The sequence below is a fragment of the Luteibacter sp. genome, assembly GCF_036500425.1.
Classification (GTDB): domain Bacteria; phylum Pseudomonadota; class Gammaproteobacteria; order Xanthomonadales; family Rhodanobacteraceae; genus Luteibacter.
In genome coordinates, this window is the sequence record NZ_DASYCB010000021.1 from 1 (window position 1) to 11,667 (window position 11,667).

At 64.5% G+C, this 11,667-nt stretch carries 13 protein-coding genes; 2 read left to right on the forward strand and 11 right to left on the reverse strand.

The window, feature by feature from the left end:
• Positions 1–78 precede the first annotated feature (78 nt).
• From cyoE to VGN46_RS05330, 4 genes are read right to left on the reverse strand one after another with little or no spacing between them, the layout of a single operon-like run.
• Positions 79–996, reverse strand: a complete 918-nt coding sequence (gene cyoE, locus VGN46_RS05315) for a heme o synthase (protein WP_331641401.1) — start codon at positions 994–996, stop codon at positions 79–81.
• Complete coding sequence (locus tag VGN46_RS05320) at positions 993–2,138, reverse strand: COX15/CtaA family protein (RefSeq protein ID WP_331641403.1); 1,146 nt, start codon at positions 2,136–2,138, stop codon at positions 993–995. The genes cyoE and VGN46_RS05320 overlap by 4 nt, the downstream gene beginning before the upstream one ends.
• Positions 2,138–2,698 (reverse strand): hypothetical protein, encoded by a 561-nt coding sequence (locus tag VGN46_RS05325; protein ID WP_331641405.1) that lies wholly within the window; start codon positions 2,696–2,698, stop codon positions 2,138–2,140. Before VGN46_RS05325 ends, VGN46_RS05320 begins: the two co-directional genes overlap by 1 nt.
• Complete coding sequence (locus VGN46_RS05330) at positions 2,695–3,426, reverse strand: SURF1 family protein (RefSeq protein ID WP_331641407.1); 732 nt, start codon at positions 3,424–3,426, stop codon at positions 2,695–2,697. Before VGN46_RS05330 ends, VGN46_RS05325 begins: the two co-directional genes overlap by 4 nt.
• A gap of 41 nt (positions 3,427–3,467) precedes the next feature.
• Between VGN46_RS05330 and VGN46_RS05335 the strand changes: the two genes are divergently transcribed.
• Positions 3,468–3,704 carry a twin transmembrane helix small protein gene (locus VGN46_RS05335; protein WP_331641409.1) on the forward strand — a complete coding sequence of 79 codons (237 nt, stop codon included), beginning with the start codon at positions 3,468–3,470 and terminating at the stop codon, positions 3,702–3,704.
• Between the two features lie 103 nt (positions 3,705–3,807).
• Here VGN46_RS05335 and nadS read toward each other — a convergent pair whose 3' ends face one another.
• From nadS to VGN46_RS05370, 7 genes are all read right to left on the reverse strand, one after another.
• Positions 3,808–4,095 (reverse strand): NadS family protein, encoded by a 288-nt coding sequence (nadS, locus tag VGN46_RS05340; protein ID WP_331641411.1) that lies wholly within the window; start codon positions 4,093–4,095, stop codon positions 3,808–3,810.
• A complete protein-coding gene (locus tag VGN46_RS05345) occupies positions 4,092–4,433 on the reverse strand; it encodes a type II toxin-antitoxin system RelE/ParE family toxin (protein WP_331641413.1) in 342 nt (113 codons plus the stop codon). Before VGN46_RS05345 ends, nadS begins: the two co-directional genes overlap by 4 nt.
• Before the next feature lie 167 nt (positions 4,434–4,600).
• Positions 4,601–4,834, reverse strand: coding sequence for a hypothetical protein (locus VGN46_RS05350; RefSeq protein ID WP_331641415.1), 234 nt, complete (start codon positions 4,832–4,834; stop codon positions 4,601–4,603).
• A gap of 34 nt (positions 4,835–4,868) precedes the next feature.
• A complete protein-coding gene (locus VGN46_RS05355; protein WP_331641417.1) occupies positions 4,869–5,759 on the reverse strand; it encodes a cytochrome c oxidase subunit 3 in 891 nt (296 codons plus the stop codon).
• 161 nt (positions 5,760–5,920) lie between these two features.
• Positions 5,921–7,534 carry a cytochrome c oxidase subunit I gene (ctaD, locus tag VGN46_RS05360; RefSeq protein WP_331641419.1) on the reverse strand — a complete coding sequence of 538 codons (1,614 nt, stop codon included), beginning with the start codon at positions 7,532–7,534 and terminating at the stop codon, positions 5,921–5,923.
• A 48-nt stretch (positions 7,535–7,582) separates the two neighbouring features.
• Positions 7,583–8,485: a cytochrome c oxidase subunit II gene (coxB, locus tag VGN46_RS05365; RefSeq protein WP_331641421.1), complete on the reverse strand. Its 903-nt coding sequence runs from the start codon at positions 8,483–8,485 to the stop codon at positions 7,583–7,585.
• Positions 8,486–8,505: 20 nt separating this feature from the next.
• Positions 8,506–9,045, reverse strand: coding sequence for a DUF2244 domain-containing protein (locus VGN46_RS05370; RefSeq protein WP_331641423.1), 540 nt, complete (start codon positions 9,043–9,045; stop codon positions 8,506–8,508).
• A gap of 87 nt (positions 9,046–9,132) precedes the next feature.
• On the opposite strand from VGN46_RS05370, the gene putA reads away from it, so the two are divergent.
• The coding region (gene putA, locus VGN46_RS05375) for a bifunctional proline dehydrogenase/L-glutamate gamma-semialdehyde dehydrogenase PutA (RefSeq protein WP_331641425.1) at positions 9,133–11,667 on the forward strand (2,535 nt) is incomplete at its 3' end.

The window sequence follows — 11,667 nt, forward strand, 5'->3', positions numbered from 1 at the left end:
TGGCGCGCTAACGCGCGCATGCGCGCTCCTACAGGGTGTGTTCGATGCAAGCCGCGGCGACGATGAGTGCCGCGACAATCAGACGATCGGCTCGAAGCGCATCGGCAGGTGCACCACCGGCTCCACCAGCCAATGGTCAGCCAGCAGGAACGCGAACAACACCATCAGGTAAATGATGGAGTAGTTGAACATCTTCATCGGGAAGAAGTCGTCGGTCGACGTAAACAGACGAACGGCATACCAGAGGAATCCGATGCCCAGCACCACGGCGCCGAACAGATAGATGAGGCCGTTCATGCCGGTGAGGAACGGCAGTAGCGTGACCAGGAATAGCAGCACGGTATAGAAGAAGATATGCCAGCGGGTGAACTTCACGCCATGCGTCACCGGCAACATCGGCACCTGCGCACGTGAATAATCATCCACGCGGAAGATGGCCAGCGCCCAGAAATGCGGCGGCGTCCACACGAAAATGATGATCAGCAGCTGCAACGCATACGGATGCAGCGAGCCCGTGACCGCCGTCCAGCCAAGCACCGGCGGCGCCGCACCAGCGATACCGCCAATCACGATGTTCTGCGGCGTCGCACGCTTCAGGTAAGCGGTGTAGATCACCGCGTAACCGATCAGCGAGAAGAACGTGAGCACCGCAGTAAGCATATTCACCAGGAACACGAGGACCAGCATCGCGAGGATGCCCAGCGTCATCGCGAATACAAACACCTTCATCGGCGTCAGCTCACCCGTGGCGAGCGGCCGGTGCGAGGTGCGCGCCATCAGCTTGTCGATGCGCTGGTCGATCAGGTGGTTGAACGCCGCTGCCGAAGCCGAGGCCAGCCAGATGCCGAGCGTGCCGAAGATGCCGGACTGCCAGGTAGGCAGCACACGGTTGCCATCGGCATCCACGGCCAGGAACATGCCGATGACCGCGCAGAACACCAGCAGCGCGACGACGCGCGGCTTGGTCAGTTCCAGATATTGCTTGAACTTGGTCACGGCGTCTCCGACGGCAGTCGCTGGGTGCTGGCCAGGGCGGCGAGCAAGGTGAAGAGCAGCAGCGCGGCCACGCCATTGTGCGCCGTCGCCATGGGCAGCGGCAGGCCCAGGTGAACGTTGCCTACGCCGAGCAGCACCTGGGCGACGAGCACGACGCCGATAGCGATGCCAATCTTGCGGAGGCCGGCACGCGCCAGCTTGTGCGAAAGCCAGGCGAGGTACAGGAACGTGACGCCAGCGCCAATGCGATGCGCCAGCTGGATCGCGCTACGCGCCGCCATATCGAGCACACCGCCTTCGTAATTCACGCCGATGCCGCGCCACAGGATGAAGGCCTGATGGAAGTCGGTAGCCGGCCACCACTGGCCAAGGCACTTCGGGAAATCCACGCCACAGGCGAGCGCGGCGTAGTTCGAACTCGTCCAGCCGCCCAGGGTGATCTGGCAGACCAGCACGACAATGCCGATAGCGACAGGAACGCGCAGCGCCGCGAAGCGCTCATCGCGCGAGCCGACGCCCCACCAGCGCAAGGCCGCCCACGCCAGCAACGCAAACGTCGCCATGCCGCCCAACAGATGGCCGGTCACGACGATCGGCTTCACCAGCAGTGTCACGGTCCACATCCCAAGCATGGCCTGAAAGATGATGACGGCCAGCGCGGCGATACCTACGCGCCACGCACCGGGTCGATCGAGCCTTACTGCGGCGATCAAGGGCAACGCGATCGCGAGCGCCGAGAGGATCGACGACACCAGGTAGGCACCGCGCATATAGAGCACAACGCCGACCGCGGCAAAGATCGCCGCGAGAATCACGGCGATCACCGCCATCTTCCGTCGCCACGCGGCGATCAGGGCGATGGCGAGCACCATCACGCCCAGGCTACCCGCGAGGAAGCGGTGGACTTGCTCACGCCACGCCTTGTGATCCTCGTACGGGCGATCGGGGAAGGCTTCGTTCGCATGCGCGATGTCCTGCGCGTGGCCGGGCCAGGTGACCTTGCCATAGCAGGTCGGCCAATCCGGGCAAGACAGGCCGGCATTCGACAAGCGCACGAACGCACCGAACATCACCACGCCGAACGCGAACAAGGCTGCCAGTAAGGCAAGAGTGCGCAGGGTTCTCACGGCACGCGGTGACATCAGCGAATCACCTTCTGCAGATCCTTGCGCAAGCCGTTAGGGTCAAAGCCCGCCGGGAACCAGGCAAGCGCGGTGGCATTGGATTCGACCAGCACCACCGCGACGCTGTCAGGCGTGGTCGGGCGGAACGCGGCGAACGTATCGGCAGGCTCGGTACCGATCGCGTAGTCGGTCATGATGCCCTGCGCTTCCGCGCTAACGGGCGCCGCGCCGATATACAGCAGGCGCAGACGATCAGCGTTGCGGTTGAGGACGATGCGGGCGTTACGCACGAGGCCAAGCGTCTTCACGCATTCCGTTGCACAGTCCGGTCCCGGCAGCACGACCAGGGTCAGCCGCGGCTCACTGTCGCGCCACGCCCAGGACTTGCCAGCCACATCGACCTGCACGGCCTCGAAGCTGCGCTGCGGCGTGATGGCCTGGCCATTGCCCTTGCCCTGCGGCTGCCATCCGCTAAGCGTGAGGATGCCCGCAGCGAGGATCGGTGCCAGGAACACCAGCATGATCAGCACCAGCTTCAGGCGGCCCGAGCGGACGGGTGGGGCGTTCGGTTCGGTCATGGGGTTCCATGGGGCGGGCGGCGCCGCTTGCGGTGGAGAAGGATGAAGATCACGACCGCGGCCAGCGCGAAGGTGAACCACTGGAAGGCATAAGCGCGGTGCCGGGCGGGCGGCATGACGGCCGGCGTCCACTCACGCGCGTAAATCGTTGAGGGATCCCCATCGAGCAACAGCACGCGAGGATACAGCGAGCGGTGCAGATCGGCGGCGACCTCGGTCAGGTCGACGTAGACCACCGATTTATCTGGACCCTTCTGCTCGGGGAGGCGATCACCGCCCAGACGCACACCGACACCGGGCGGAGGTACATAGAGGCCACGAACCGTGGTCGGCGCTTCGGGCACGGGAGGCAACCGAGGCGGTGAGCCCGCCTCACGCGGCAGGAAACCCAGATCGACCAATACCGCGTGGTTATCGCCCTTCGGCAGGAAGGGCACAAACACGTGCACGCCCACCTGGCCGGCGCGGGTCTGGTCATCCAACACGTAGCGGTGGCCGGGCAGATAGACGCCCGAAAGCTCGACCCGAGGGTAGCGATCGGCTGGCGGCGCCTCGGCCACGCTGGCGAAAGGCTCCACCGGCGCCTCGCTGGCTGCGGCGTAGCGCCGCAGGAGCTCGTCCTTCTCGGCTGCCCTATCGAGCTGCCAGACACCCAGGCGCGTAAAAACCAGCACCCCGGCGACGGTCAGTGCGACAGCGAACCACGTCGGGCGGCGCAGAAAGCTCATGCAAAGCCCCGCGTGCCCACCGCTATACTCGGATTGTCGCAATGAAGCGGAACGGTCACGTGGAAACCATCTACAAATACGCGCTGGTGGTCTTGCTCCTGGTGGTGGTGTTCAACCTGGGCCAGGCGCTGTTCTTCATGATGACCGACAAGGGCCAGAGCAAGCGCACAGTCTGGGCGCTGACCCGCCGTATCGGCCTCTCCCTGCTGCTCATCGCCATGGTGGCGCTGGGCATCTTCATGGGGTGGCTACACCCGCACGACGTGGGCCAATTCTAACCCGCCCCCACCAGCCACCAAGGCGCGGTGCGGCAAACTGCACCAACTGCCCGCCCCCGCGCCCGCATCCCCTGTAGGAGCGCGCTTGCGCGCGATCCGCAGCCTACCCCACCAACGCAGCCATCACGCCCTGCGGATCATTCCGAATAGCCCGCAACAACGCCCGGGCCGGCCCCGTCGGCTCACGCCGCCCCTGCTCCCAGTTGCGCAAGGTACCCACATCGACATCGAGCACCTGGGCGAAGTTGGGCTGGGATAGCCCGGTAGACTCCCGAATAGCCTTGATCGTAGCCGGATCGACCTGGAACTCGCGCGACGGAGCGCGCTTGCCGCGGTGGATCTCGTCCATCTGCTGGACGCTTTCGAGCAGTTCATCGAAAAATGTGGTCATGGCGGGTGCTTCCAGTGATTGACAATTTTTCTCAACGTGGCGCGCTGATCGGTGGTGAGATCGTCCTTTTCGCTCTTCGCGTAGATCAGGAGCATCGCGATGCGTGCATGCGCTACGAAGTGGTAGTAGATGACGCGAGCGCCGCCACTCTTTCCCCTGCTCGCCATAGCGACCCGAATCTTGCGAAGACCGCCGGTCCCCTCGATGACGTCGCCTGATTCAGGGTACTCCGTAAGGAAATGCTGCCGTCGGGCGTACTGATCGTCGTGGAGAAGATCCTGCACCCGCCGCGTGAACAGCGGGGTCTCTACGAAGATCACGAAAGGATAGTGCGTCATTGACGCACATATGTCAATGACGCACCCTTCGACAGAAAACGTTGATTCATTGCCATTCCCGTGTGATGGTGCGCCTGGCACCGGTTAGGAAAGGCTCTACGAAAGGCGAGGGTCGCCCCAGTCACCCTCGCCCGCGTCGGCGCGTAGGGGAAGTCGCGCGACTCAAATCATCGCGACAAGAGAATGATCAACGTGACCCACTGCACCCCGAGAAAGATGCTCGTGGGGCGGAAGCGGGTTCGCCCCTCGCGCACACAGAACGCGCGGTGAAGGGCCAGCAAGACGACTATGACGACGAAGGACAGCAGCCCTTCCCATGCCGTGGATCCCGCCACATGCCACGCCAGTACGCCCGCAACGGCGGCCATGGTGAGGTAGGTCAGGAAGTTCAGGAACCACATAAAAAAAACCCGCCTCTCGGCGGGTTCTCAGATCTCAGAGCACGTAGACGAACAGGAACAACGCCAGCCAGACCACGTCGACGAAGTGCCAGTACCAGGCCACGGCTTCGAAGCCGAAGTGGTCGTCCTTCGAGAAGTGGCCCTTGGCGCAGCGGATCCAGATGATCGCCAGCATGATCGTGCCCAGGGTCACGTGCATGCCGTGGAAGCCCGTGAGCATGAAGAACGTGGCGCCGTAGACGCCGCTGCCCAGGGTCAGGTTGAAGTGCTCGTAAGCCTCGGCGTACTCGTGAGCCTGGCAGAACAGGAACGTGGCACCCAGCAGCACGGTGAGGCCCAGGCCGACCAGCAATGCCGTGCGGTGGCCAGCCTTCAGCGCATGGTGCGCGATGGTGATGGTCACGCCCGACGAGAGCAGGATCAGGGTGTTCAGCAGGGGCAGGCCCCAGGCCGCGATGGTGTGGAACGAGCCACCGATCTTGTCGGGGCCACCACCACCGGAAGCGCCCCACGCCGCGTTGTAACCATCCCACACGAACTGGTGGGTCAGCACGCCATGGCCTTCGCCGCCCAGCCAGGGCACCGAGAAGATGCGCGCGTAGAACAGCGCACCGAAGAAGGCGCCGAAGAACATCACCTCGGAGAAGATGAACCACATCATGCCCATGCGGAACGAGCGATCCACCTGGGTGTTGTAGTTACCGGCGAGCGATTCGTTGATGACCGAGCGGAACCAGCCGAAGAACATGCCGAAGATCATCAGCACGCCGACCAGGAACACGGTCTTACCGATGCCGGAATCGCCTGGCTCGGCATTGAGCCAATGCGCGGCACCGAACACGGTGACGAACATCGACACGGCGGCCACGATCGGCCAGTAGCTCTTGGTCGGTACGAAATAAGCGTCGTGTTGCTGGTGACCCATGCTGGTTTCCCGTGGAAGTCGCTTGTTGGCCGTTACAGCTTCAACATCTGCAGGATCGACAGGAGAAAGATGCCGAGCGCCACACCGCCCGCGATCCACGCGGTGCGGCGGGCGCGCTTGCGCCGTTCATCCATCTGAGTGTCGACCATGGCATTCATCGATTAGTGGTCTGTGTTGCCGTGCGCCAGCTCATCGTCATGGATGATCGGCGGCACATCGAACGTGTGGTGCGGCGCCGGCGAGGGCACCGTCCATTCCAGGCCCTTTGCGCCTTCCCATGAGCGATCCGCGGCCTTCTTCTTCGAGAACCACACGCAGTGCACGATCACGCCAAGGAAGATCAGCTGCGAGGCGCCGAACCAGAAGCCGCCGATCGAGCTGATCATGTTGAAGTTGGCGAAGGCCACGTTGTAATCGGGGATGCGCCGCGGCATACCCGCGAGACCCAGGAAGTGCTGCGGGAAGAACAGGACGTTCACCGAGATCACGCTGGACCAGAAATGAATCTTGCCCCAGGTCTCGCTGTACATGTTGCCCGACCACTTCGGGATCCAGTAATACGCGGCGGCCATGATCGAGAACGCGGCGCCGGTCACCAGCACGTAGTGGAAATGCGCCACCACGAAGTAGGTGTCGTGATACTGGAAATCGGCCGGAGCCAGCGCCAGCATCAGGCCGGAGAAGCCGCCGATCGTGAACAGGATGACAAACGCGATCGAGAACAGCATCGGCGTCTCGAAGGTCATCGAGCCGCCCCACATCGTGCTGACCCAGTTGAACACCTTCACGCCCGTCGGCACCGCGATCAACATGGTGGCGTACATGAAGAAGATCTCGGCCCCCATCGGCAGGCCCACGGCGAACATGTGGTGGGCCCAGACGATGAACGAGAGGAAGGCGATGGAGGCGATCGCGAAGACCATGGCCTTGTAGCCGAAGATCGGCTTGCGGGCGAAGGTCGGGATGATCTCCGAGATGATCCCGAACGCCGGCAGGATCATGATGTAGACCTCGGGGTGCCCGAAGAACCAGAAGATGTGCTGGAACAGCACCGGGTCACCGCCGCCGGCGGCATTGAAGAAGTTGGTATGGAAGTACTTGTCGGTGAGCAGCATGGTCACCGCACCCGCCAGCACCGGCATCACCGCGATCAGCAGGAACGCCGTGATCAGCCAGCTCCACACGAACACCGGCATCTTCAGCAGATCCATGCCCGGGGCGCGCATGTTGAGGATCGTGGCGATGATGTTGATCGCGCCCATGATCGAGCTGATGCCCATCAAGTGCACCGCGAACACCACATAGGCGATGGATTCGCCCTGCAGCGACAGCGGCGGATACATGGTCCAGCCGCCGGCGGGGCCGCCGCCCGGCATGAACAGCGTGCTCAGCAGCAGCGCGAACGCGAACGGCATGATCCAGAACGACAGGTTGTTCATGCGCGGCAGCGCCATGTCCGGCGCGCCGACCATGAGCGGGATCATCCAGTTCGCCAGGCCCACGAACGAGGGCATGATGGCGCCGAAGATCATGACCAGCGCGTGCATCGTCGTCATTTCATTGAAGAAATACGGCTGCACGAGCTGCAGGCCCGGCTTGAACAGCTCCGCGCGGATGACCATCGCGAAGGCGCCGCCAATGAAGAACATCAGCAAGGCGAAAACCAGGTAAAGCGTGCCGATGTCCTTGTGGTTCGTGGACATCACCCATCGCTGGAAGAAACCCTGCGGGGCTCCGTGGTGATCGTGGTGGTCGTGGGTGGCATCGTGCGCCATGGGCCTTGCACCTCTACCTAAGCGAATACGGACTGGACGTTGACAGGATCAGCCCTGGGGGGCCGTGGCGGGGGTGGTCTGGGCGGTCTGTGCGGCCTTCTGCACCTTCGCCTCGTCTTCCTGGGTGGCCAGCCACTGCTCGAACTCAGCCTTGGGCACCGCCTTCACCACGATGGGCATGAAGCCGTGATCCTGGCCGCACAGCTCGGCGCACTGGCCGCGATACACGCCCGGCTCCTTGAGGTTCGTCCAGGCCGAATTGGCGATACCCGGGATGGCATCCATCTTCCAGCCCAGCGCCGGCACCCACCAGGAGTGGATGACGTCGCCGCCGACGATGATGAAGCGGATCTTCGTGCCCACGGGCACGACGAGCGGCTTGTCGACATCGAGCAGGTAGGTTTTGTAGCCATCGACCTGGATCTTGTCCGGATCGAGGTTGGACTTGAGCTGGCGGGTGCGGTCGGAGCTTTCTTCCAGCTTGGACATGAAGCCCACGCGGTCGACCGGCTTGCCCTTGTACTCGACGTAGTCGTAGCGCCACTTCCACTGGTAGCCGGTGACCTTGATGGTCATTTCCGAGCCGGTGGTATCGGCGAACGTGGTCAGGCCGCCGGTGGCGAGCTTGGCCAGGAAAATAAGGATGATGACCGGGACGACGGTCCACACGATTTCGAGCTTCGTGCTGTGCGACCACTTCTCGGCGACCGCACCGCGCGACTTACGGAAGCGGAACATGGCCACGAACATGGCGCCGAAGACCAGGATGCCGATGACGACGCAGACCCACAGCGCCACCATGTGCATGCCATAGGGGGACCACTCCGCCGCGCCCTTGGTCATGTTGAGCTGGTCGGGTTCGGGGTTGGCCAGGGCCGACCCGCCCCAGAGGGCCAGTACCACGCCTGCCGTCCACGCCGAAACCGATCGTCCGATGCCGCCAGATGTCATCGTTTGCACCTTTAGTGAACCTACCTGCGCGACTGATCCATGACTTCGGACAGAAGCACCATGAGTTTCCTTGATACTTCGACCCTTTCCTCTTCCCCAAGGAAGGCGCCGATTTCGAGCTCGTTGCCGTGCGATCTGATCAGGAGCCGCTGGCGACCATCCCCCGGCGCCAGCCCTACACGTACCCAATATGTCTGGAAACGGCGCACCCGTCGACCGGGTAGCCACCGAACCTCAAGCGTATCCGGGCCAATGGCAATGCGTTCACCCCTGTCGCCGGCCCGCCAGGCCGCGCCAAGTGCGAACCCCAGGACGAACGCCTCGAGCAACGCGAAGAAGGGGGCGAACACATTCCCCTGCCACGCGCCAAACGCCGCGGTCGCCATGGCCAACGCCGAAAGCCCGATGATCAGCCGACGCAGGCCGCGTTTATCCAACGCGCGGTTGGGCCGGAGCCACACCACGCGCGGATGACCCGCGACGGTCGGTCGAAGCACGAACATGGGAATCCGGCGTGCCTGGAACAGCCGGATGATAGGGCGCGGGTCGAAAAGCGGCAAGGTGAGGCGGCGGCGGATTGTCGCAGGGCACCCCGCGATCCCCCCCTGGCGCGGCGCACCACGCACGAACTCGCGGCCTCCCCTACAATGGGCGGTCTCCCCCGCCCCCACAGCCCATCCGTGAACCCGTCTATCCTCAGTCCCGAACTCCCCAACGGTGCCGAGCCGGCGCGCGCGCGTATTACCGCCGCCTGGCTGCGCGACGAAACCGAGGCCGTCAACGACCTCCTGGTCCAGGCCACGCTGCCCCCGACCGAGCGCGAGCACGTCATCGACGTCGCTGCCGGCCTGGTGACCCGCGTGCGCGCCCGCGCCAAGGATCAAAGCGCCGTCGAATCCTTCATGCGCCAGTACGATCTTTCCTCCGAGGAAGGCGTGCTGCTGATGTGCGTGGCTGAAGCCCTGCTGCGCATCCCCGATAAAGCCACCGCCGATAAGCTCATCCGCGACAAGCTGGGTGATGCCGACTGGAAGAAGCACCTTGGCCAGAGCGAATCGGTGTTCGTCAACGCCTCCACCTGGGGCCTGATGCTCACCGGCCACCTGGTGAACCTGGCGGACGATACCCGCCACGACTTCAGCTCCGCCCTGCGCCGCCTCGTCGGCCGCGCGGGCGAGCCGGTGGTGCGTCTGGCCGTGCGCCAGGCCATGCGCATCATGGGCCACCAGTTCGTGATGGGCCGCACCATCAAGGAAGCCCTGGATCGCTCCGAGGAGAAGGAACACTCGGTGTACCGCTATTCGTACGACATGCTCGGCGAATCGGCGCTCACCCAGGCTACCGCCGAGCGTTACCAGCAGGATTACCGGGACGCCATCAACGCGCTCGGCAGCCGCGGCCCGTTCAAGAGCAACGTCGAAGCCCCGTCCATTTCGGTGAAGCTCTCCGCGCTGCACCCGCGCTACGAAGTGGGCAACCGCGCCCGCGCCCGCGCCGAGCTGGGCGCCAAGCTGCTCGAGCTCTCGCAGCTGGCCTTCAAGAACGGCATCGCCCTCTCGGTGGATGCCGAAGAAACCGATCGCCTCGAGCTGTCGCTCGACATCATCGGCGACGTGTTCGCGCATCCTTCGCTGGAAGGCTGGAACGGCCTGGGCATCGTGATCCAGGGTTACCAGAAGCGCGCCCCGTTCGTGATCGACTGGGTCGTCGAGAAGGCCCGCGCCACCGGGCGCCGCTGGTTTGTGCGCCTGGTGAAGGGCGCTTACTGGGATGCCGAGATCAAGCGCGCCCAGGAAAACGGTCTCTCGGGCTACCCGGTGTACACGCGCAAGCCAAACACCGATGTGAGCTACCTGGCCTGCGCGCATCGCCTGTTCAACGCGGGCAGCGACCTGGTCTACCCGCAGTTCGCGACCCACAACGCGCACACCATCGCGGCGATCCACCACATCGCCAAGGGCCGTCCGTACGAGAACCAGCGCCTGCATGGCATGGGCGCCGACCTGTACGCGGAAGTGATCGGCAAGGACAAGCTCAACGTGCCCTGCCGCGTCTACGCGCCGGTGGGTACGCACGAAGACCTGCTGCCCTACCTGGTCCGCCGCCTGCTCGAGAACGGTGCCAACACCAGCTTCGTCAACCGCGTGGTGGATGAAAGCGTGCCTGTGCGCGACCTCGTCGCCGATCCGTGCGAGATCGTCCGCGCCTTCGCTTCGATCCCCCACCCCCGCATTCCCCTGCCGGTCAATCTGTACGGCGAACTCCGGAAGAACTCCATGGGTATGAACTTCGCAAACGATAACGAGCTCAATGAGCTCGCCGACGCCGTTAACCGCCACGCCGGCCCGTGGACGGCTGCTCCGCTCGTCGCCGGTGGCGCCACCGGCGGCAGCAAGGTCGAAGTCACCGACCCGTCGGATCGCCGCCGCATCATCGGCACGGTCGAGAACGCCTCGGAAGGCCTCGTGGACCAGGCCCTGCGCGCCGGTGTCGCCGCCCAGCCGGGCTGGGACCGCCTGCCCGCCGCCAGCCGCGCCGCCATCCTCGAGCACGCCGCCGAGCAGCTCGAGCACAACCGCGCCGAGTTCATCGCCATGTGCGTGCGCGAAGCGGGCAAGAGCCTGCCTGACGCGATCGCAGAAATTCGCGAGGCCGCCGACTTCCTACGTTACTACGCGACGATGGCGCGCCGCCTGTTCGGCCAGCCGGAACAGCTCCCCGGCCCCACCGGCGAGAGCAACCAGCTGTTCCTCAACGGCCGCGGCGTGTTCGTCTGCATCAGCCCGTGGAACTTCCCGCTGGCCATCTTCCTCGGCCAGGTCGCCGCGGCACTCGCCGCTGGCAACGCCGTGATCGCCAAGCCGGCCGAGCAGACCTCGCTCATCGGCTACGCCGCCGTGAAGCTGCTCCACGCCGCCGGCGTGCCGACCGACGTGTTGCAGTTCCTGCCGGGCGATGGCGCCACCGTCGGTGCCGCCCTCACCCGCGACAAGCGCGTGGCCGGCGTGGCCTTCACCGGCTCCACCGACACGGCGTGGGCGATCAACCGCGCCCTCGCCGCCCGTAACGCCCCGATCGCCGCCCTGATCGCCGAGACCGGCGGCCAGAACGCGATGATCGCCGACTCCTCGGCCCTGCCCGAGCAGATCGTCAAGGACGTGATCAACTCCGCGTTCCAGTCG